The 22,900-nt window shown below is 61.4% G+C and carries 14 protein-coding genes; 9 read left to right on the forward strand and 5 right to left on the reverse strand.

Features of this window, described 5'->3' with window-relative positions; translation table 11 throughout:
• Window positions 1–59: 59 nt before the first annotated feature.
• On the reverse strand, window positions 60–1,838 hold the full coding sequence (locus AC07OD_RS21515) for a tetratricopeptide repeat protein (RefSeq protein WP_494597966.1): 1,779 nt from the start codon (window positions 1,836–1,838) through the stop codon (window positions 60–62).
• Between the two features lie 29 nt (window positions 1,839–1,867).
• Here AC07OD_RS21515 and mutM point away from each other — a divergent pair, with 29 nt between their 5' ends.
• The 3 genes from mutM (at window position 1,868) to mutY (ending at window position 5,822) form a co-directional block, all read left to right on the forward strand.
• Entirely contained in the window at window positions 1,868–2,683 is an 816-nt protein-coding gene (gene mutM, locus AC07OD_RS21520) for a bifunctional DNA-formamidopyrimidine glycosylase/DNA-(apurinic or apyrimidinic site) lyase (RefSeq protein ID WP_492254713.1), read from the forward strand.
• Window positions 2,684–2,790: 107 nt separating this feature from the next.
• Window positions 2,791–4,755 (forward strand): dynamin family protein, encoded by a 1,965-nt coding sequence (locus AC07OD_RS21525; protein ID WP_218293532.1) that lies wholly within the window; start codon window positions 2,791–2,793, stop codon window positions 4,753–4,755.
• A complete protein-coding gene (gene mutY / locus AC07OD_RS21530; RefSeq protein ID WP_369641685.1) occupies window positions 4,752–5,822 on the forward strand; it encodes an A/G-specific adenine glycosylase in 1,071 nt (356 codons plus the stop codon). The genes AC07OD_RS21525 and mutY overlap by 4 nt, the downstream gene beginning before the upstream one ends.
• A gap of 30 nt (window positions 5,823–5,852) precedes the next feature.
• On the opposite strand, the gene rapZ is transcribed toward mutY, so the two are convergent.
• The 3 genes from rapZ to AC07OD_RS21545 are packed head-to-tail and all read right to left on the reverse strand — an operon-like array spanning window position 5,853 to window position 9,285.
• Window positions 5,853–6,716, reverse strand: coding sequence for an RNase adapter RapZ (gene rapZ, locus AC07OD_RS21535; protein ID WP_492254714.1), 864 nt, complete (start codon window positions 6,714–6,716; stop codon window positions 5,853–5,855).
• Window positions 6,716–8,386, reverse strand: coding sequence for a DNA repair protein RecN (recN, locus tag AC07OD_RS21540; protein WP_218293535.1), 1,671 nt, complete (start codon window positions 8,384–8,386; stop codon window positions 6,716–6,718). The genes rapZ and recN overlap by 1 nt, the downstream gene beginning before the upstream one ends.
• A 2-nt stretch (window positions 8,387–8,388) precedes the next feature.
• Window positions 8,389–9,285: an NAD kinase gene (locus AC07OD_RS21545; RefSeq protein ID WP_218293536.1), complete on the reverse strand. Its 897-nt coding sequence runs from the start codon at window positions 9,283–9,285 to the stop codon at window positions 8,389–8,391.
• Window positions 9,286–9,313: 28 nt separating this feature from the next.
• Here AC07OD_RS21545 and hrcA point away from each other — a divergent pair, with 28 nt between their 5' ends.
• On the forward strand, window positions 9,314–10,318 hold the full coding sequence (gene hrcA, locus AC07OD_RS21550; protein ID WP_218341517.1) for a heat-inducible transcriptional repressor HrcA: 1,005 nt from the start codon (window positions 9,314–9,316) through the stop codon (window positions 10,316–10,318).
• Between the two features lie 284 nt (window positions 10,319–10,602).
• On the forward strand, window positions 10,603–11,937 hold the full coding sequence (locus tag AC07OD_RS21555) for a tyrosine-type recombinase/integrase (RefSeq protein ID WP_494597967.1): 1,335 nt from the start codon (window positions 10,603–10,605) through the stop codon (window positions 11,935–11,937).
• Window positions 11,938–12,031: 94 nt separating this feature from the next.
• Here the strand turns inward: AC07OD_RS21555 and AC07OD_RS21560 are convergent, their stop codons facing one another.
• A complete protein-coding gene (locus tag AC07OD_RS21560) occupies window positions 12,032–13,063 on the reverse strand; it encodes a patatin-like phospholipase family protein (protein WP_494597968.1) in 1,032 nt (343 codons plus the stop codon).
• A gap of 393 nt (window positions 13,064–13,456) precedes the next feature.
• Here AC07OD_RS21560 and AC07OD_RS21565 point away from each other — a divergent pair, with 393 nt between their 5' ends.
• The 4 genes from AC07OD_RS21565 to AC07OD_RS21580 are packed head-to-tail and all read left to right on the forward strand — an operon-like array spanning window position 13,457 to window position 22,539.
• A complete protein-coding gene (locus AC07OD_RS21565) occupies window positions 13,457–16,234 on the forward strand; it encodes a phospholipase D-like domain-containing protein (RefSeq protein WP_494597969.1) in 2,778 nt (925 codons plus the stop codon).
• A complete protein-coding gene (locus AC07OD_RS21570) occupies window positions 16,235–17,383 on the forward strand; it encodes a trypsin-like serine peptidase (protein WP_494597970.1) in 1,149 nt (382 codons plus the stop codon).
• On the forward strand, window positions 17,380–19,326 hold the full coding sequence (locus tag AC07OD_RS21575; protein WP_494597971.1) for a trypsin-like serine peptidase: 1,947 nt from the start codon (window positions 17,380–17,382) through the stop codon (window positions 19,324–19,326). Before AC07OD_RS21570 ends, AC07OD_RS21575 begins: the two co-directional genes overlap by 4 nt.
• 3 nt (window positions 19,327–19,329) lie before the next feature.
• Complete coding sequence (locus tag AC07OD_RS21580) at window positions 19,330–22,539, forward strand: hypothetical protein (protein ID WP_494597972.1); 3,210 nt, start codon at window positions 19,330–19,332, stop codon at window positions 22,537–22,539.
• The last annotated feature ends 361 nt before the right edge of the window (window positions 22,540–22,900 follow it).

The following is a 22,900-nucleotide window of genomic DNA, read 5'->3' on the forward strand; positions in this document are numbered from 1 at the left end:
ACGCCGCAGACCTGCAAGGCCGACCATGGGGTGCAGCGGTGTCGTTTGCCAGCCCCGCATCAAAGGCTGACTCCGAGGCGCGCCAGTGTTTCCTTGAGGGTCTCGTTGTCGGGGCTCGCGCGCTGGCCTTCCTTCCAGACCCTGACGGCCGCTTCCCTGTCTCCCAGGCTCCAGAGCACCTCGCCAAGGTGCGCGGCGATTTCCACGTCCGGACGCGCCTTGTACGCGGTTTCCAGGTGCCGCCGCGCTTCCGCCTTGTTCCCCATCCGGAATTCCACCCAGCCCAGGCTGTCCGTGATGAAGGGGTCCGACGGAGCGAACTCCATGGCCTTGAGAATCAGCTGCTTGGCTTCGTCCAGGCGCAAGCCTCGCTCCGCCAGGGAGTAGCCGAGCGCGTTGTACGCATGATGGTATTGGGGCTTTTGCGCGATGACCTGTCTCAGCAGCCGTTCCATCGTCTCGGGTTGGCCCGCTTTCTCCGCCAGCATGGCCTGGTCGTAGACCAGCTCCGCGTCATCGGGCGCCAGCGCCACGAGATCGCTCTGGACCGCGTAGGCCTCCCGGTACAGTCGCAGGTCGCGCAGCAATTGCACTTCGGCCAGCAGCTTCATCCGCTTGTCTTCGGCCGACGTACCGGGCAGGTTGCGCAGCAGCGCGCGCGCCTGGGCCACCTTGCCCTGGCGCGCCAGCAGGGATGCGCGGCGGCTTTGCGCGCTGAAGACTTCATCGACGTTGTCGATGCGTCCCAGCCATGCCTCGGCGGCCGCGAAATCCTGCTTCTTCTCTGCGATTTGCGCGTACAGCAAGTAGGCTTGCGTCAACCCCTTCTGGCGTACGTCCGCATCCGGAGAGGCCGACACAAGTTCCATGAAGCGCTGCAGCGAACTCTCCGACGCGGGCAGGCGGTTGTCCTGGAATTGCAAGGTGGCGAGCACCAGCCATGCTTCCACCAGTTCCGGCTTGTCCCTGGTGACAAATTCCAGCTGATGGCTGGCGTCCGGATAGCGCTGCAAGCCCAGAAGCACCCGGGCATACGCCATCCTGAGCTCGGGGACCGGCTGCTTGGCGAGTGCCTGTGTCACCAAGGGCTCGGCCTCGGGGGTGTTGTCTTCCATCAGCTCGAGCGCCAGCACGGCGGCAGCCTCGTTGGCGTTGTCCAGGGCCTGTGCCCTGCGCGCAGCGTCCAGCGCTCCCGGCTTGTCGCCAGCCGCCATGCGCAGGCGCCCCAGGGACACCCAGGCCACCGGTCCGGTGGCGGGGTGCGCGAGTTCGTCGACAAGGGCCGCTTCCACCACCTTGGCCGCCAGTGCCTTGTCACTCGCGCGTCCGTACATCTGGGGCAGTGCGGAAAGCGTGGACGCCTTGGCGCGGGGCGGGGACTGGGCAAGCTCCTGGCGCAGCAGATCGGGGGTTTCGCCAATCCGGTTCAGCGCAACCAGAATCTGGAGTACATAGCGGTTGGCTTCCCGTGACTGCGGCAGTGCTTCCTTCCACGCCTTGGCGGCTGCCAGCGCGTACTCGCCCGAGCGCGACTGCAGTGCGATGTCCGCTGCCCTCTGGTAAAGCTGTCCATCCGCGCTGCGGCGTGCCGCCTCGAGCATGAACGCGTAGCCGGCACCCGGGTCACCGGTCCGCGCACTGATCTCGCCCAGAAAAATCTCGTAAAACAATTCCGCATCCAGCGCCGGATTGGATGCCACGGGGGCTTCGCCGGTGGCGGGAGGGGCGTCGCCCCCCGGCTGTTGCGCCCATGCTGAGTGGGCAGCTACCGCGATAACGGTAGTCAATGCGGCGATCCGAAAACTGTGAAATGGCACCATCGGGTCATAATAATCCATGCCTGTTAACCCATTGCCGGGGTCTTCGTATGCCTGAGTTGCCCGAGGTGGAAGTGACGCGCCGCAGTTTGGCCGATGCCATCACTGGCGCCCGCATCGAGGCCGTCACACTGGGAAAACCCCTGCGCTGGCCCCTGGGTTGCCCCCCTCAGACCCTGATAGGCCAGCACGTGGTGGACCTGCGCCGTCGCGGCAAGTACCTGCTGGCCGATACCAGCAGCGGGGTCCTGCTCCTGCATCTCGGGATGTCCGGAAGCCTTCGGTTCACCCGAGGGTTGCCTGCGGCGGGCGTCCATGATCACTTCGACATGGTGACCAGCCAGGGAACGCTGCGGCTGCATGACCCCCGCCGGTTCGGTGCGGTGGTTTACGCCACGGGGGAGGAGGACCCGGTCGCTGCCAAGTTGCTCGGGGGATTGGGCATGGAGCCTCTGTCCGATGCGTTTTCTCTCGCGGCCTTCCAGTCGGGGCTGAAAAAGAGCCAGATGCCCATCAAGCAGTTGCTCCTGGCCGGCCGGCTTGTGGTGGGGGTCGGCAACATCTATGCCTCGGAAGTGCTTTTCCTGGCCGGCATCCGGCCGACCACGAGTGCTTCGCGCATTGGGCCCGCACGGGTGCGGAAACTGCATGAAGCCATTCGCGTGGTGCTTGCGCGGGCGGTGGAGCTGGGGGGCAGTACATTGCGCGACTTTTCCAATGCGGATGGCACCGCGGGGCACTTTCAGACCCAGGCAAATGTCTATGGGCGCGATGGAGCGCCGTGCCACGTGTGCGCCACTCCGATACGCGTTCTGCGCCAAGGACAGCGGAGCAGCTATTTTTGCCCGGCATGCCAGCGGCCCTGAGGCGAGCGGGGGCGCGGCTCGGCCCAAATGACAGCCCGTGGGCCGTCGATGCTATATTTTGTGTATATGCCTGCCTTGTAGGCCATACATAGATCTCTGGGAGCACAGTGGGACCTTCATTCAACGAGCAGTTCGACCAGCACGGCGTCTGGCGGCGTGAGTTCGCCCAGCAACTCAAGCGGCTGGCCGAGTGGATGTCTTCGCACGAGCTCATGGACGCTGCCGTGCAGGAACGGCTGCACCGTCTGGAGGAGCAGGTTCGCAGCGACAAGGTCATGGTGGCGTTCGTTGCCGAGTTCTCGCGCGGCAAATCCGAGTTGATCAACGCAATCTTCTTTGCCGACTATGGACGCCGCATCATGCCTGCGAGTGCGGGGCGCACCACCATGTGCCCCACGGAACTCGGCTACGACGCCAGCGTGGCGCCCAGCCTTCGGTTGCTGCCGATTGAAACCCGCCTGCAGATGCAGAGCCTGGCCGAGTGGAGGGTCAAAACGGATCGCTGGCAGGAGATTCCTCTGGACGTCGGCAACGCAGACCAGATTGCCAAGGCGCTCGAGAAAGTCGCCGAAGTGCGCAAGGTCAGCCTGGACAACGCGCGCGCACTGGGCTTCTGGCACGATGACCTGACCGATGAGAACCCCGTGCCCGACGCCCAGGGGCTCGTGGAAGTGCCCATGTGGCGCCACGCCATCATCAATATTCCGCACCCCTTGCTCAAGCAGGGGCTGGTGATCCTCGATACCCCAGGGCTGAACGCCGTGGGCGCGGAGCCCGAACTCACGGTCAATCTCATCCCGCAGGCACATGCGGTCGTTTTCATCCTGAGTGCCGACACCGGCGTGACCCGTTCCGACCTGTCCATCTGGCGCGAGCATCTGGCCATTTCAGCGGACAGCATGGATGCCCGGCTGGTGGTGTTGAACAAGATCGATACGCTGTGGGACACGCTCAACTCGGCCGAACAGGTGCAGGCGCAGATGGAGCGCCAGTGCAGCACTTCCGCGGAAATGCTGGGGGTTCCCCTGGAGAGGGTGGTCCCGGTGTCCGCGCAGAAAGGCCTGGTCGCCAAGATCACCGCCGACGATCTGCTGCTGGAAACCAGCGGACTGCCGGTGCTGGAAGAGGCTCTGGCCAAGGGCATCATGGGCCGGCGTCAGTCGATTCTGCGGGCGGCGGTGGCCAATGGCGTCGCCAGCCTGCGCACTGAAACCTCCCGCGTCATCAATATCCGGCGCCGCGATCTCGACGACCAGATGGCCGAGTTGCGCAGCCTCCGTGGCAAGAACGCATCGGTGATCGAATCGATGCGCCACCGCGTCGAGCAGGAGCAGCGCGAATTCGACCTGAGCACGACCAAGATACAGGCGGTGCGCGCTGTTCACCTCAAGCTTCTCCGTGACGTGTTCCAGCAACTGGGCGCCAAGGCGCTCAAGGCGGAACTCTCTGAACTGGCGCAGACGCTGCAACAGAAGGGGCTCAAGCTGGGGGTCAAGAAAATTTATGTCCAGACCTTCGACAAACTGCGCGGCACGCTGGACAAGGCACAGGCATCGGGCACCGAGATCCAGGCCATGCTGGGTGGAACGTTCAGGCAACTCAATGCCGAGTTCGGGTTCTCCCTTCAGGTGCCTTCAGCCCCTCAGCTGGAGCATTTCACGCACGATCTGAACCAGATCGAACAAAGCCATCTGCAGTACCTCGGCATGGGCAATGCGCTGAAGCTGGCACAGCCCGAGTTCGCGGAACGCCTGGTGCGGGCCTTGGCCATGCGGTTGCGCACCGTGTACGAGTCCGCAGCGAACGATCTGGAACTGTGGAGCAAATCCGCCACCGCCCAGCTGGATGCCCAATTGCGTGAACGTCGCCGCAGTTTTGCGCGCCGCATCGAAGCCGTCGATCGCATACAGCATGCGGCCAGTGGCTTGGTGGAGCGCATCGCGGAAATAGAGTCGAGCGAGGACGAGCTGGTTCAGCTGGAGCACAGGCTGCAGGAACTGACCGCGAAGCTCATTGCCCTGCCGGGACTGGAATCCGCGACCACCGACAGCAGCCATCCTGTCTCGGCATGAGCGCCACGGAGCACGGGAGCGTGGCGGAGCGCGTGGTCGCATGGCAGTCGACGCACGGGCGCAACCATCTGCCCTGGCAGCAAACACGTGATCCGTATAGGGTCTGGCTGTCGGAAATCATGCTGCAGCAAACCCAGGTTGCCACGGTTCTCGACTACTACGCGCGCTTTCTTGCGCGTTTCCCCGATGTGAGGGCGCTGGCGCAGGCTGGGCAGGACGAAGTGATGGGGCTGTGGAGCGGGCTGGGCTACTACACCCGTGCCCGCAACCTGCATCGCTGCGCCCAGCAGGTGGTCGCCGAACATGGGGGCGTATTTCCCGACACTGCCGCGGTGCTGGCGACTTTGCCGGGGATTGGCCGGTCCACGGCGGGAGCGATCGCAGCCTTCTGTTTTTCTGAGCGAGTCCCCATTCTGGATGCCAATGTCCGCAGGGTGCTCACGCGCCTGCTGGGGTTCGACAAGGACCTGGCGTCGGCAGGAAATGAACGTCTGTTGTGGGAGGAGGCGCAGGCACTGCTCCCCAGGAAAAATCTGCATGCTGCCATGCCCCGCTACACGCAGGGGCTCATGGATCTGGGCGCCTCGGTCTGTACTCCAAAAATGCCGCGCTGCGGGCAGTGCCCCCTGGCAAGCGGCTGCGCAGCGTCCAGGGCCGGCGACGCGGAGCGTTATCCCGTCAAGACGCGCAGGCTGGTGCGCCGTTCAGAATCCTGGCAACTGCTCGTGCTTCGAAATCCCGGGGGCCGGGTTTGGTTGCAGCGTCGTCCGGCGGCTGGCATCTGGGCGGGAATGCATTGCGTTCCGGTATTTGCCGACGGTGCCTCTCTCATGGGCTGTGTCGCGTCTTTGGGCGATGCGTCCCGCATTTCCTGCAATGAGCTGCAGCCGTTTCTTCACGTGCTGACGCACAGGGATCTGCATCTTCATCCCGTTCTGGTCGCGGGGGACATTGCAGAGCGTCCCACGGAAGACGGCGGGTGGTTTGGTGCCGACGAATGGCACTCCATCGGCCTGCCGGCGCCTATCCGCAAGCTGCTTGATTCGACGCAGGCGCAGCTTTGGTGATGGGGGTGGGGGTGTGCGCGGTACCGCGCCTTACCGCCCATCCAGTTCCCGGTGCCTCTTCAGTGCGGTCCAGCGGCTGTTCAGAACCTCGGCGAGGCGCTCCACCAGATAGACCGAGCGGTGCTGGCCACCGGTGCAGCCTATGGCCACGGTAACGTAGCTGCGGTGGTTGCGGTCAAGCATTTCCAGCCAGTGCGCAAGGAACTGCTCGATGTGCGCCTGCATCAAAGAGACGTCGGGCTGCTGGCGCAGGAAGTGGGCAACAGGCTCGTCCAGCCCGGTCAGATCACGCAATGAGGGCTCATAGTGCGGATTGGGCAGCATCCGAACATCAAAGACGTAGTCCGCGTCCATCGGTATGCCGCGCTTGAACGCAAAGGATTGAAACACCAGGGTCATCTGCCCCCGGGTCGTGACGATCAAGCTCTTGACGTAGCTTTGCAGTTGCGAGGCCCGTATCGTGCTCGTGTCGATCACATGCGACTGCTCTCGCAGCTCGGCCAGCAGCTCACGCTCCAGTTCGATGATCTGCACCAGCGCCTTGCGCCCCTGCTGGAGGTCGTCGTGCGACAGTGGGTGGCGTCGCCGTGTTTCCGAAAAGCGCCGCACCAGGGTGTCGATCGTTGCATCCAGAAAAATGGATTGCACCAGCACACCCTGGCTCCTGAGCCTATGGAGCTCCTGCGGCACCTGGTGCAAGGATGTGGCGCTGCGGACGTCCATTGCGATGGCAACGCGGTTCCCGTGGTGGCGGTGCTCCAGTGCCACGAAGGCCGGCAACAGTTCGGGCGGCAGGTTGTCCACGCAGTAGTACCCAGCGTCTTCCAGGGCATGCAGTGCCACGGATTTTCCGGAGCCCGACATGCCGGTGATGAGGACGATTTCGAGCGCCATCAGCCGTTTCCTTCCGAAGTTGCGGCAGCGATATCCAGCATTTCCCGTGCGTGGGCGAGTGTCGTGCCCGTGGAGCGTTCCCCTCCCAGCATGCGGGCGATCTCCGCGACACGTTGCTCCTCCTGAACCGCCAGGACGGTGCTGGTGGTGCCTTGTGGGCTCTTGCGCTTGGAAACCTTCAGGTGATGGTGGGCGCAGGCTGCCACCTGGGGCAGATGGGTGACTGCGAGCACCTGCCGGTTGCTGCCCAGTTGCTGCATGAGGCGTCCCACGGTTTCGGCCACCGCACCGCCGACACCGGAGTCCACTTCGTCAAAGATGAGCGTGGGCGCCATGCCCAATTCGCTGGTCGTCACCGAGATGGCAAGGGAGATGCGCGACAGCTCGCCCCCCGACGCCACTTTGCCGATGGGTTTGGGGGTCATGCCGGGATGGCCGGCCACGAGGAAGACGACGTCGTCGATGCCATGGGCTGAAGGCTCCTGCGCTTTGGTGACGGACACCTCGAATTTCCCTCCTTCCATGCCAAGGCCCTGCATGGCCAGCGTGATGGCCTGGGACAGCCGGGGAGCCGCCTTTGCGCGGCCCAGTGACAGAGACCGCGCCGATGCCTGGTAGGCCTTGGCGCTGGAGGCTTCCGCGACCTGCAGCTGCTCCAGATCGGTGGCCGCATCCAGGCGGCGCATGTCTTCCTTCCAGCCTGCGAGCAGGGCAGGCAGCTCTGCGGGAGTGCGCTTGTACCTGCGCGCCAGAGTCATCCAGAGCGATATGCGCGCGTCGAGTTCTGCCAGGCGCTGTGGGTCGATCTCCGCATGCCTCAGGTACAGCTGCAGCGAGTGCACGACATCGCTCGCCTGCGCGAGGCTGGAGGAGAGGATGTCCGCAAGATTGGCGAACTCGGGCTCAATATGTTCCTGGCTTTGCAGGAGGGCGTGCGCGCGCGCGAGCCCGGCGAGCGCCCCGGCCTCGTCGTCCTGCAGGGTCTGGATCGCGCCCTCCGCGCCTTCCAGCAGGGCCTGCGCGTGCGAGAGGCGCTTGTGCTGGGCGTCGAGCTCTTCCCATTCGCCATTGGCGGGGGCCAGCTTGTCCACCTCGCTGATCTGCCACTGCAGGCGCTCACGTTCCTGCTGCAGCGTGGCCTGCGCCTGGCGCGCCTGTTGCAGGGCCTTCTGGTCCGCACGCCATTGGGCCCAGCGTGCGGTGGTCTCTGCGGTGCGCACTCCTGCAAATGCGTCGAGCAGCCCGCGCACGGAGTCAGGCCGCGTGAGGCTCTGCCACGCATGCTGGCCATGAATGTCCAGGAGGCTGTCGCCCAGCGTCCGCAGTTGCGCCGCAGTGGCGGGCGTTCCATTGATCCATGCCCGGCTTTTACCCTGCGCGTCCACGGTGCGGCGCAAGAGCAGCAGGTCATCGATGTCGAAGCCCGCTTCCTCCAGCCAGGGGTGAACATGGGCCGGGCAATCGAATTCCGCACACAGGTCGGCCTTGCTTGCGCCCTCGCGAACCACGCCCGCATCCGAACGGGAGCCCAACACCAATTGCAGGGCATCAATCAGGATCGACTTGCCGGCGCCGGTTTCTCCGGTCAGCACGGTGAAGCCGGAGCCCAGTTCAAGCTCCAGCGCCTGAACGATCACAAAATCACGCAGGGTGATCCGCCTGAGCGCCATGGTCAGGAACCTCCTTCGTTCCAACGTAGTTTCTTGCGCAGCGTGGCAAAGTAGTTCCAGCCCAGGGGGTGAAGGAACCGCACGCAGTGCTCCGACCGTTTGACCAGGATGCGGTCCCCGTGCAGCAGAGAGGCCAGGGACTGCATGTCGAAATTGGCGCTGACATCCCTTCCGCTGACCACCTCGACCGCCACTTCGGTGGCATCCGACAGGACGATGGGGCGGTTGGACAGCGTGTGGGGGGCAATGGGCACGAGCACCCATCCTGGAATGGAGGGGTGCAGCATCGGCCCGCCGGCGGAAAGCGAGTAGGCCGTGGACCCCGTCGGCGAAGCAATGATGAGGCCGTCTGCGCGCTGGTTCGCCACCAGGCGGCCGCCCACCTCGACACGCAGCTCCACCATGCCCGACGTGGCGCCTCGGTTCACCACCACATCGTTCATCGCGAGGGCCTCAAAGACAATCCGCTCATCCCGCACCACCGTGGCGTGCATGAGCGGCCGCAGGTCTTCCTCGTACTCGCCCTGCAGCATGGGCAGCAGGGTGGCTTGGTACGTGTCAAACGGAATGTCCGTGATGAAGCCCAGGCGCCCCTGGTTGATGCCGATCAGGGGGGTGCCAAACCGGGCGAGCCTGCGGCCTATGCCGAGCATGGTGCCATCGCCTCCGACCACGAGGCCCAGGTCGCACTGGCTGCCTATCTGGTCTACATTCAAGGCTGGGTAGTGTGTCAGCCCGGTGTTGCTGGCGGTTTCAGCCTCCAGCATCACTTCACAGCCTTGGCGCTCCAGAAAATGGGCGATGTCTTCCAAGGCTTGGCGAGAGCTGTCGCCCATGGAGCCTGCCGATGAAGCCTGGTACTTGCCGATGAGCGCAACATGGCGGAAATTGGACGTCATCGCGAAATTACATCATTAAAATCATTCCATGCTCGATGACCGTGCCAAGTTGTTGCTCAAAGCGCTGGTCGAGCGCTATATCGCCGATGGCCAGCCCGTTGGATCGAGGACCTTGTCGCGCGCGTCGGGGCTCGATCTCTCGCCAGCCACCATCCGCAATGTCATGGCGGATCTGGAGGAACTGGGGCTGATTGCAAGCCCCCACACTTCGGCAGGCCGCATTCCCACGGCACGTGGCTACCGGCTCTTTGTAGACACCATGCTGACGGTGCAAAGGGATCCGCTGACACCTCCACAGCTTGCGCCGGAGCAGCCCCAGAAGGTGATTGCGAACGCGGCGCAGTTGTTGTCAAACCTCTCGCAGTTCGTCGGGGTGGTCATGGCGCCACGGCGCACTTCGGTATTTCGCCACATCGAATTCCTGCGGCTTTCCGAGCGCCGGTTTCTGGTCATCATCGTTTCTCCCGAGGGGGACGTTCAGAACCGCGTCATCTTCACCGAGGCGGACTACTCGCAATCGCAGCTCATTGAAGCCTCCAACTTCCTCAACGCGCACTATGCGGGTCTCGCGATGGAGCAGGTGCGCGAGCGCCTGAAGTCCGAAGTGGATGTGCTGCGCGGCGAGATCGCCTCCCTCATGCAGGCGGCCGTCAACGTGGGTTCCGAGGCCCTGTCGGAGGCGCAGGACGAGGTTGTTATTTCGGGCGAGCGCAACCTGCTGGCTGTCAGCGATTTTTCCAGCGACATGGGAAACCTGCGGCGGGCCTTCGATCTGTTCGAGCAAAAGACCCAGATACTGCGGTTGCTGGATATCTCCAGCCAAGCGGAAGGTGTGCGCATCTACATCGGCGGCGAAAGCCATGTGGTGCCATTTGAAGAGCTGTCCATTGTCAGTTCGCCGTACGAAGTGGACGGCAAGGTCGTGGGCACGCTGGGTGTGATCGGCCCTACGCGCATGCCCTATGACCGGATGATCCAGATCGTGGACATCACGTCCAAGCTCGTGTCCAACGCACTCAGCCATCGCAAGTAAAGCCCCTACAATACGGCGCTTGCCCCGTTGTATGGCGCAGGAGCATGGCTTGGGGCGTTAGCTCAGTTGGTTAGAGCAGAGGACTCATAAAATCTTAAAGTGACATTTCGCAAGCCCTTGTAGATGCTTGGAAATTTCACTATTCTTGGCATAAGTCTTTGATTTAAAAAGACTTTTCAGTACGCTGCAGTGTGCTGAACTTCGACAGGCTGCGACCAATTTGTCGCTAGTTTGTAGCCTACGTGTAGCCTAGAAGCGGCTATGTGTAGCCTAGGAGACCCAAGATGCCTAAGCTGACGCAGTCCTTCGTCAAATCTCTCGCCCCTCTGGCGGGCGAATCCCAAACTTTCTACATGGACAACGAGTTGACCGGTTTCGGTCTGCGCGTGTCTCTGACCAAGAAGGTCTTTTACCTGCAGATGCGGGTCGGTCGAAAAGTGCTCAAGCGCAAAGTCGGTGAATATGGGCCGATGACCGTTGACCAAGCTCGAAAAGGCGCCTTGCAAATGAAGGCGCAACTGCTGGACGGGAAGGATCCCTACGCTGAGCGTCACCAGGGCGCCCGCGACGCCACCTTGGAAGAGCTGTTCGACGAGTACGTCAGGGAGGTCCAGCACCGTCCGAATACCGTCAAGAGCATCGAATCGGCCAAGAGGCACTTCGGAGCGCTGGAAGGACAGGCCTTCAAGACCAAGCCAGATGCCCGTTCGACCGAGAAGGTCGAACTGGTCAAGGTTAAGCTACCGGACTGGCTTCAGCATCCGTACCGGGAGATTGATCAGGACGACGTACTGGACCGTTTTGATATCGTCTCCCGAATGGTGCCGAAGCGCAGGCTTTCGAAGCATCCTCAGCCGATCACGCGGACGTCCAACCAGCACTTCAAGTACCTGCAGGCGGCCTATAACTACGCCATCAGCAAGTACCAGCTGTCGCGCTCAGGCTTCACCAATCCGGTGGGTATCCTCAAAACGGCGAGGCGCTGGAGCCGGATGAACCGCCGAAGCGGTTTCCTGGACACCAACAAGCCGTACTTCGTCGTGTGGTGGCAGGCGTGCGAATCGCTGGAGCCGATGATTGGCGACTACATACTGTTTTCCTTGATCACGGCCAGCCGTTCGATCGAATCGGCAACACTGCGCTGGTCGGACGTCGATCTAAAGAAGGGGCACATGGTGTTCCGCAACACCAAGAACGGGCAGGACTACACGTTCCCAATCGCACCGCTGGCGCGGACCATCCTGGAACGCCGGCTCAAGGCCAAGATCAACGACTTCGTGTTCGGCTACGCCGACTCGGACAAGGGCCATGTGGTTTGCCCTCCGCAGTATCACATCAAGCTCGTGCGTGCCGAATGCGGTGAGCAATGGTCGATGCACGACCTGAGGCGGACCTTCACAACGGCGATGACCCTGCTCAATGTGCACGCCTTCACGATCGCACATCTGATGAAGCACTCGACAAACAGTTCGATGACGCTTTCCTACGCGCCGCCAACGCAGGAGCAGTTGTTGGAGGCGCTGACGAAGCTTGAGCAGCATCTGCTGGGGCGGGTGGGTTCCGAAGCCGGCGGCGAGACCTCGGAAACTCGTTCTCCTGCAGGCTGTCTCTTCCTATAGTATTACGCCAGCAAGCGGCAGCTTTAAGTTGGATAGTCGTTAAAAGGTAGCGCACAGCCTCATGAGGTCGCAGCTAGACCCCGAAGAGATCGGATCAAACAGCGGAGAGGAGTTCGGGTGCGTATGAACGAAGGCGCGCTTCTACAAGAGCTCCACCGTGGCGTTGGAGCACTGTCATTTCGTCGTTATTCAGCCGCTTCAGATTGGTACTGATTGAGGATGCAAATGTGGCATCCCCAGCGACCGCTTGACCCTCGACGCTGTCGATTGAGAACCAAAGTGGCTTTGGCCCCTTGCCCGCAAGATGTCGGTGCTGCATGCGATCGAACTGAAGTCCTCTCACTTGCTCCATCAGAATGTCCAGAGCTGCTTTGAGGACCATAGCTCCCGCCTCTGTTGGCTCAGAGGTATTAGTGAATGGCTTTCCTCCGTCACTGGTGATCAGGTAGTCGAGCTTGTTTCGCTCTACGCGCAGACCAGGATTGATGCCAAGGTTGTCGTAGACACCACCATCAGTGAGCGTAACGTAGCCTACCTTCTCCGCAGGTGGATAGACATCCGGATCCAAGCGCAAGGGGCCAAATACAGGTGGAAATGCGGAAGAGGCCGCTACAGCGTTGCTGATTAGAAAGCTTCCCGCATCGGCAGTTCCAAGTTCATGCTCACCCATCTCGGCTTTTGAGGCACTTCCTCCACCCGCGACAAAAAAGAACATGTTGCCGGTGGCGAGATTGGTCGCATTCAAGTAAATCCGTGGTCCGTGTTGTAAGGTGGACAGTGCTTTTTCATCGAAGAGATCTCGGTCATAGGTCTCCGCCAACTTGCCCAAACGAGACTCAAACGGATCCAGAATGCCTCCGATAACGGAGCCCACTGCGATTGACTTCGTCCTGAGGTATTTGTCGAGCTTTTCTAGTGCGGCATCGATTCCGCCTGACCAGTTCGCGGCAAGAGTGGCTCCCGCAATACTACCGCCACTCACGCAAGTCAGCAGATCAATTCCTTGAAGCAAACGGAGCCTATGGAGCGTGCGTAGCATGCCCAAATGAAAGGCCGCGGCCCGAAATCCTCCTCCGGACAAAGCTAGGCCAATACGGCACTCCTTGCCGTCGATCGTCACTGTCATAGTCCCTCCGCTGAGATGCCGGAATTCATCGGATGAGAATCCGTGACAAGACGTTATCGCAGTGGGGTGTACATAGGCAAGAGATTTTCTACCATTAAAAGATGATCATTCTCACGCGGTGAACGCAAGTAAGCCTCATCACGGGATAACAGCGGCCAGTAGAGTTCGACGACCGAGGCTTGGCCTCAGCTTTGCGGTTTTGGCGCGTCTGGTCGCTCTCACACCCTGGATGATCGAAGTTCCCACCTCATCCTCGCGTCGCCATAGAGCGATTTCCTTCGTCTTGAGGTAGACACGTATGTACAGTGTTGTAACTGAGATGCTCCTCTGATGTAATCGCTCAACCGATTTCCCAGCAGCAGTCTGGAAGCCGCGCACTAAGGGAGGGGCCGAATGTCAAAAGATGCCACGTCAGATGCACCTGTTGAAATCTATCGGCGCTGGCTTGTCGCCCTGAGGTCGCGAGACCCCGCTCTATATGGTGAGCTCGCGGCACGCATTGCCAAGGTTAGCGAGGATGTCAGGAGCCGGATGAGCCTAGAAGCAGCGGCCGATGGGCTCACGCGCGAATCTCCCTCCGATGACAAGCTCCAAGAGATGGTTTATGAAACCATCGTGCGCGAGGGGCGCCCCGCACTCCTCGTGCAGAGAGACGAGATCCAGTTTTCAGGTACCGAGAACGACCGGGCTTCTGGCAGAGTGATAGCCCGGCTGCGCGCAGCTAAAGACAAGGTCGAGCCGCTGCTACCTCTGGTGGGACGGATCGACTCGCCAAACAATGCCGGCAACCTGCCTTTCCTAGGTACCGGCTGGCTGGTCGATCGGAACATTGTGGTCACCAACCGCCACGTCGCGGAGATCATGGCTCGTCACGATGGCCGCTCCTTCGTGTTCAAGCCAGGCCGTTTCGGGGAGAAGCTTCAGGTCTCGTTGGACTACCGACGGGAACATGGGTTCAGCCATTCGGCGGTGGCTATTGTCAAACGCGTACTATGGATCGAACCTGATTCAAAGAAGGCCGACATTGCCTTCATCGAAGTTGACGCTGCCGACGACGGGTTGGAACGAGGCTGGGTCAACCTTGCCGTTACCGATGCCCAAGACGCCGAGGAAGTGGCGGTCATCGGCTATCCAGCCCGCGCGCCTGAGCACATCATCCCGGACCAGGACTGGATGGACCGCATCTATGGCAGCACGTACGAGATCAAGCGTGTCGCCCCGGGTCTCATGGGTAGCTCCAGCCGGGGCTGGGCCACGCACGATTGCACGACCCTCGGCGGCAACTCTGGATCTGTGGTTGTCAGCACAGAAACCGGCAAGGCCGTAGCGCTGCACTTCGCCGGCTTGTACATGGTGGAGAACTATGCTGTCCCCGCCTCGACAATCCGCGGGTATCTTGACAAGCGGCCGTGGCACCCTAACCCAGCGCCAGTGGCCCTTACCGCGCCTCCACGCGAGTCCGCAAACCTTGGGGTGACGTTGGTTGAGGGCGGCGCAAGCATGACGCTAGCTTTCAATGTTCCACTGCAAATCCAGCTTACCGTCGGCCCGCCCGAACTGCGCGGGCGCGATGGAGCTAGCCCAGGATTCGCGTCTGCAAGTGGCAGCGTCGACGCAGCGGCGAAGGAGCTTGCGCGCGAACTGGCTAACGTTGAGGGCGTTGTCGCGGTGCGCGCAGGCGGCATCGCGGAATCCGGCCGTCTGACTGGCGCTCTTGGCCTGATCGTGTCAGTGCATCCTGAGCGCCTCCCCGAGGCTTTGTCCCGCGTGCCGGCGAGCTACCAGGGACATAGAGTGGCAGTCCAGCCCGCGTCAATCCTGGACCAGCTAGGCATGGCCGAGGGTGTCGTGACGGAGGGTGCTAGCTCAATCGCCTATGACGACGATCAGCGTACCGGTCCGGGCTACAGTTTCAATTGGGTGACCGAGACCATGGACGTCAATGTACATGTCGGTCCAGAACGCAGCTGGCCTGTTCTCAAGACCTTTCTGGCGGAAACGCAGACCCATCTGGTGTCCTCCATCTATGAGTTCCATGCAGAGCACATCGCCAAGGGCATTGGTGAACGGCTAGATAGCGGCGTGGACATGAAGCTCGTGTTGGCGCGGCAGTCCCGAAATCCCACGGGCGAGATCCTGAAGGGGGACTTTGACCGCGAGGCATTGTTCTCGCGGTGGCGCACGTCGCATTCTTCTACATTCGAGAACGTCTATGTGCCCACGGGAACCGGAGGGCTGGTGGCCAATTCGTACCACATCAAGGTCACGGTGCGGGACGCGGAAGACGTCTGGCTGTCCAGTGGAAATTGGAAGCGCGCGAGCCAGCCCTTAATACCAGACGCAGATCTGAACGACCCTCGCAAGACAAGCAAAGCCGGAAACCGAGAGTGGCATGTGGTCCTCAAGAATAAGACCCTCGCCGACCGCTTCCGTAGTCACATCCTGGCCGATTTGCGCCGGTCCGTGGAGCTCGGTGGCACTGAAGAGGCTACCGGTGGAGAAACGCTGATCGACGTGCCCCTGGCCACACTGGAGGCGGTGGAGCTCGAAGGCCCTGCGGGTCAAGTATTCGATCCGTTGACCACTGGGCCGCGCAGGTTCCGAGTTAAGCCTTTACTTACCCCGGACCTCAAGGGCAAGGTGTTTACAGACGCAGTGCTATCGCTCATCGAATCGGCAGAGTACCAGCTCGTCTTTCAGAACCAATACATCAAAGCCGCATCGGCTCAGGGAAACCTCAAGAAGCTGGTGAACGCCCTGTGCCAGAAGTCGAAAGTCCTGGACGACTTTCGCGTTCTGCTACGAAGCGGTGGTGATGGCTTCTGGGACGACATGCGCGCCCTTCAGCGAGGCGGGATGGACGTCCATAGATGTGTACGCCGGATCGCGGCCACGCACACCAAAGGCATTGTCGTCGACGGCAAGCGCGTGCTGGTGGGAAGCCACAATTGGAGCTCAGACGGCGTGTCGCTCAACCGTGACGCAAGCCTTATCTTCGATGATCGCGAGATCTCCGCGTATTTCCTAGGCGTTTTTGATGAGGACTGGAACCGATCGCCGGAACTCCGGATGGAGGAGGTGGTCCCGGAGATGGTTCCCAGGGTGGCAGCAGGCCCGAAGCCGCCTGCGGGATACATCCGCATGACGCTATCCGAGTACCTGGATCGATAGATGAACGCGGACACTCGCTACAGCGCGCTCGTCGCTACGGCGCGCCATATGCTAACTTCAGCGGGGAATCTCCAATCCATCGATGGAGAAGAAACGCTGCAGCGTGCTGACGCGCAGCAGGCACTGGTGGAGCACCTACGCAGGATCCAGCCATCCACTCAAGACGTGCTCGAAGCCTTGGCATCACAGATGCTCAACTCGCTGGACTCCACGCTTTCCGCTGCGGACGGTGCGCCTCTTAGCACTGCCGAGCTCGACAACCTAGAGGTCATCGTTCAGGTGCTGGGACGACCTGCCCTGCGCCTGTTTTCCGATTGCGGCATCGAGCCTTTCAACGGGGCCCGCGCTAACGAACACTGGGTCGTCGCCTTCAACACGATACGCAACCAGATCCGTGTTCGCGAGGGGATCGTCGCTAGCGCAAAGTCGGTGGCAAAAGTGGTACTGCGTATGAATACAGGACGAGAGGCGTTGTTGGGCAGCGGCTGGCGGTTGGGCGACGATTTGTTGATCACCAACAGGCATGTGGTGTGTGAGCTAGTCGCGAATCGGTCGCTGGAGCCTTCGCAGTGGATGCTCGATCCGGCCCGTAACTGCACCGCCGACTTCAGCGATGCGAGCGGACCATCGGCTACGGCCAGCTTTGCTTTCGCCGAACTCGCATATTGCGCCCCGGAATCAGCCATTGACGTGGCGGTACTGCGACTGAAGCCTGGCACGGCGGCGTTGCCACCGACACTCAAGGTTTCTTTTGACGGTGAACGGCTTGGTGCTACCAATCCGGAGCCACCGGGGTTTGCGGGGAAGGAGGTGTACGTCGTGGGCCATCCTTTCATGAGGTTGCCGACATTCGAGATGACCGAGGTGTTCGTCGATGCGGACGGTAGCAAGCGCTGCGCCCCGGGCTATGTGACGGCGCTGTCTGCCGGCGTGCCATGGCTGCTGCACGACTGCTCGACGTTGCGCGGCAACTCTGGCTCAGCGGTCATTGGAATGGATAGCCATGAAGTGATCGGGATTCATTTCGGCGGGAAGGCAACGGATCCCCTGGAGACGCTGGGACCATTCAATGCAGCCGTCGCCCTGGCGATGTTGCCCGAGCATCCTCTTCGTACCATTCTTACCCTGGGGGCTGTAGCCACAACATGAACTTCTCCGATGTTCAGATCGAGGACTTGACTCACCTGCTGGCGACTGGCTTGGGCCGCTGGAATCTATCGTGGCTCGCGACCTCGGTACTTGGCATCGACCTGCTGCGCGCCGATGGAAACAACATCAACAGTAACGCGGAGTTGGCCGCCGAGCTAGTCAAGCAACTGCAGGCCGAAGGCAAGATCGGCACCGCAATGGCGCTGCTGCGCAGCGAAGCCGCCCAAGGTGCATATATCTCCGTGGGGCTCAACCAGATCCTTGAGGGACGCCGGCTGGACTCGGTGAACCTGCAAAAGCTGCTGAATCTTTACGAACCTTTCTTCAACTCCGCGGAATTTCAGAGGATGTTGCCTCGGGTCCGCGGCGTGGTGTGCGCTGTGGTCGTTCGGGGGCAGATCAAGGGCTCGGGCTTTCTTGTCGGGCCCGACACCGTGCTTACCAACTTCCATGTCCTGGACAGCGGCGGGCTGCTCGAGAAGTCGGCAGACGAGGCTTACAGGCAGGTGGAGAGCACACCGGCACCATCGTTCATCTTCGACTATCAATCGGAGCCTGCACCCGCGCTCGACGCGGCAGCGAGCAAGCAGTATCCCTGCATTGTCGTCCCGGCTGCCGTCCAGTGGCTGATTCATGCCAGGAGATCACGCGGCGACGATGGCAAAGCGACTGCCGAGAAGGATGCCGACCATGCTCTTGACTATGTAGTTGTGCGCCTGGCGAAGGCAGTCGGAGAAAGGCCGTCGCGAGCAAGCGGTGGCGCGATGCGAGGGTGGCTGCCTTTGCCTGCGGCAGGACAGTGCGACTATTTCAACACCCGGCGTGTGCTGATTTTCCAGCATCCGCAGGGGCTCGCACAACAGTTTGACGTCGGACACTTCCTGCAACTCGACTCGTCAAGCACTCGAACTTGGTATCGCGTCAGCGCCGCGCACGGATCTTCGGGAGGCGCGGCCGTTGACTCCAGCGGCGCCCTCTTCGCCTTGCACAACGCGAGCGTGGACAGCCCGCCGGCGCCCAAAGCGTCCACGCCTGGCGAGCGCACCAACCAGGGGGTGCGCATTGACCGGATCGCTGAAGACCTGCGCGCAAACGCTCAATGGCATATCCCAACAGCCCCCACGGATCACCACGCGGCGATCTGGTCGCTGACCGAGGATATTCAAAGGCCGCGTCCGATCATCGGGCGCAGGAGTTTCAGAGATCACGTAACCGCCATGCGTGCCGATAGCAGGAAGCGTGTACTGACGGTCATCGGCGAATACGGAACTTTTGCTCGCTTCACGACTGCACTGCTTCAGCGGATGCTCGGCACCCAGATGTTCACCGCACGGTTCGACGCCGCTAACATGCAGACGCTGCCGCCGCAGGAGTTCGTCCGCGTGCTTCTTGAGCAGATTGGCGTTGACTCCGATCCAGCTGATCCGAGGCCGACGCAGCTGTCTACCGAGACGGCGGCGCGCTGGCTGGCACTCGATCTCCCAAAGTGGGTCGCGCGTCAGCTATCGCGGCACGAAGCCAAGCGTCCCGGTTCCCTTCCGGCCTGGGTCGTCGTCAACGTGACCGTTCCGCCGGAGGAAAACCTCGTTTGGGCTGCGGGTCTACGAGACCTGGTGACTTCATTGATCGGTGTGCGAGATGCCGGAGAGACGGTTGAGATTCCGCAGCTGCGTTGGCTGTTCCTCACGACGAAACCCCTACCCCTCGGTGGAGCAGAGCGTCTGGAAGAAAATCTGAACGACGCTCTGGTGACTGAGGAGTTCGTGGAGTGCATGCGATTCGCTTGGCATGCGGTCGAGGATCTGCAAGCGGGTGCGGACGCGCTCTTCCACGCGTTCGCCAGTATGACGCTTGCGCAGAATGCGACTGGCCAGAAGTTTCCTGTGCGCAAAGCTCTCGCGCTGGCCGGTGCCAGCCTTATCGTGAACGCCCCTAGGCGCTAGGCGATGACGATATCTCAACCTCCATCGAATGACATCGAAGTTCCCGACTGGGCACGCAAGGCGCTGCACGAGGCACAGGACGCTGGTGCACAGCAGCGTGCCGCGGATTCCGTGGAAGAGCTTCGCGTAAGCTTGGTCTGGCCGCTGCTGTTGGAAGCTGCGGTTGTATCCACCTTCCTGCCCAGGGACTTGGCGCCGGAAAAGGGGGGGGGCTTGCACCGCACAGAGGCAGAGGGCCGATTGCTGGACTATGCGGAGGCCACACACACTGTGGAAGGGCCGGCATGGCAACTGCGGCGAGAAGTACGGGCCGATGTGCTCGGGCTGGCGTGGGAAACACCTGAGCTAGCCGCCGCGCTGGCTCGCACCAAGGCACGGTTCGGCGATGCTGTCAGCCACGCCTTGCGTGGGACCCTGCTCCGATTAAAGACGGATCCTGAAGAGATGGATCTTCCTAGCCTCGAAGCGCTGCGCGCCGCTGGCGCGGCACTCAGCGGTTTTGATCGTTTGCGACCCGCATTGGCAGTCGCCGAGCTTGATCGCATGATCCGCAAACGTCGGCTAGTCGAGCAGTTCGAGCGCATCTGCGGGAGCGATTTCAGGCGTGAAGTTGTGGGCCGCGAAGAGGAACTAGAGACCCTGAACGCATACGTTGGCGTGATCGACGCCAGCACGACGCTGCATAGATTGACGCGTGTTGCTACATCCGTGCGGCGAGCGTTCACCAGAAGGAAACCGCTTGCCATATGGGGCACAGGCGGCGTCGGCAAGACGACGCTGCTCTCGCGGTTCATGCTGGAGCACATTGATTCTGCTACGCATAGCTATCCGTTTGCCTATCTGGACTTCGATCGCCCCAGCCTGAGCCCACGTGACCATTTTGGCTTGTTCGCGGAGATTTGCGAACAGTTCATCGCTCAGTTCGATGGGCTTGCAAGCGTTTTGGGGGAACTTCGCGATGAGGCGCTAAGGAGGCAGCTCGGCAGCCCCTCGCAGGGCATGCTCATGGAGTTTCCGCCGAAGATGGTCGATGACTTTTGCCGGGGCATTGACACTTTTCTAGCTCGCCTTGAGTCGCGGTTCGAGTGGGCTCGCCCCGTGCTGATCGTGCTGGACACCTTCGAGATCGTTCAGTACGACCCCAGCCAGGTTTTGCACTTGGAACGCTTCGTCAACGGTTTCCTGACGCGCGGCTGGGACCGGCTACGGCTGATCGTCTCCGGAAGAAAGCACGTGAAGCAGCTTGGGATAGCGACGGAGGAATTGGAATTGCCCGGACTTACCATCTCGGGTGCAGATGCGTTGATCAGGAGGCTTGCAGAAAAGGCCTCGATGCCGATCTCGTTCGAGACTGCGCGAGGCCTTGCGGAATCCTTGTCCGTCAAGGGAGGCGTTTGGTCGTACGCGCGGGTGCATCCCCTGCGCATCCGCATGGTGGGGCAGATCTTCGCGGGCAGCCCTACGGCCAACGGCGAAAAGCTGGCGGCTTCGCTGATCGCTGAACTTCGCAACGGCGCGCCGATGGAGCCGATGATCGAAGGCATTCTGGTGAGACGCATAGTTGACCATGTGAGGGACACGCGCGTTCGTGCACTGGCGGACCCGGGACTTGTGGTACGCCGGATCACACCCGAGGTCATTCGGTTGGTTATGGCGCGCGGTACCCCTCGGCCCGTGCCCGAGCAAGTTGATCCGGGAGACTCCATCGATTTCTCTCCGTGGGAGATGGGGCAGGAGGAGGCAGAGGAGATCTGGACTTCGTTCTCGCGCGAAGTCTCGCTAGTCGAGCGGGAAGGCCAGGCACTGCGGCATCGGCAGGACGTCAGAGCCGAAATGGTTCCCCTCATCCGAGCAAAGACGCCACGTCGATTCGCGCACCTGCACAGCATCGCCTACGGCTACTTCCGCGGGCGGGCAGATCGCAGCAATGCATTGGCCGCTGAGGCGGTCTATCACGGCCTGTGGAGTGGCGCACCGTTGGAGGAAATCGACCGAATCTGGAATTCCAGGGCCTCGCTGGATGCACGCATAGACCCCGAAGAGTTCCGCTCCGATTCCCTGCCCACGGTTTACCTAAAGTCACGCAACGACGAGAGGCTGGACGCGCACGAGGTTAGGCAACTCCCGCTTGGCGTCGCGGGGGCTTGGGCGGGCCGCTTCGGGGAACGCTTTCTCCATACGGAGAAGCCAGCACAGGACTTTGAGCTCATTCGCGCGGCGACAGGATCACAACTGGACGGAAGCGCTACCGGCGGCTCCCTTGAGGCCATTGCCGCACGCCTTCTGTATCGAGCGGGAGCCTGGCGGGACTGTCGCGACCTGATCTGGACCATCGCGCACCGTGGGTTGGCCCAGCCTAACTCCATCAGCGACGAAGCCCGTGCATCGCTCATTCGACTGGCGGTACATATATCGGCCAAGGCCGGCCAGCGCCCGCCCACTTTTGACCAGATCGCGCAGTCGGTCGATTCACTCGACCCAGTCGCGAGAGTGGAGGTCCACGCCAATCTGATTCTTGCGACGGAGTTCTCGCTTGGAGAGCGTGTGGGCCAAGAATACAGGGCAAGACTGCGATTTGCGATCCGCGATGTGCCGCCGGAAAGCTGGAGCCGTACCAAGCTCCGTCTGGCCATCCTTGCGATGGATGAACCAGACCCGAAGCTCATCGCTCGCTGGGTGAGCCTGACAGAAGACATGTCTTGGTTCGGCGAAGAAACCCAGCAGAGGGATGAACTTCTGGGGTCGTCTCTGCGCGCGGCTTTGGGCGTTCGGAGCAGGGGGCCAGTTCGTGATGTTCAGAGCTTGTGGGAGAAGCGTAGAGAAGCAATTGGCAAGGAGATCGGGGGTAGTTTGGAGCTGGCCATCGCTATGCGACACGTGATGGTGTTTGACCATACGGACTGGCTTGTCCCGTTTTTGAACGCTCTCGACAGGAGCTTAGAGGGGCCTTCTTCCGTTCGAGTGGGGGGTATCTTGAAAAGGGCAGGATTCAAAGGATCAAAGGATTTGCAACCTGTGCAGGCTGCCATACATGGCCAATTGCTTGCGTTGGCTGACCGGTTACACCCGACAGATCTGGAAGAGCTGCCGTCGCTCTTGCCCGATTGGCAGGGGCGACGGGAAACTGACGGCACACGCTATCCCAACTCGCTGGAACCTCTCTCGCGTGCGCTGCTCGACTGGCATAAGTTTCTGCTGTATAGGGTTGTGTAAGTTCATAAGAGCAATGCAGTTTTTACATCTCTGATGTCCGAGCGCAGAGCGCTCGAAGCGTCTGCATCCAGCCGGGCAGTTCACAAACGCTACGGGAACACCGTTGCCCATCGGCGCGAGGCAGGCCTGCGCTACAGCACCGACTTGACTGAGGCCGAATAGGCGCTGGTCGCCGATCTCTTCGGACGCCCAGCGGGAGGCCAGGTAATCATTCGACTGGCACGCTGCACGATTCGCATCAGTTGCTCTGGCTGTTGATTTCCATTCAGAAGTAACCCACTGACCCCCAGGAGGGGGTCACGTTTGACTGGAAATCAACATGCGGGTCTTGGTCCAGTGATTTGCTGGTCATCAGTGTTTC

Source organism: Acidovorax sp. GW821-FHT10E03 (assembly GCF_059415205.1).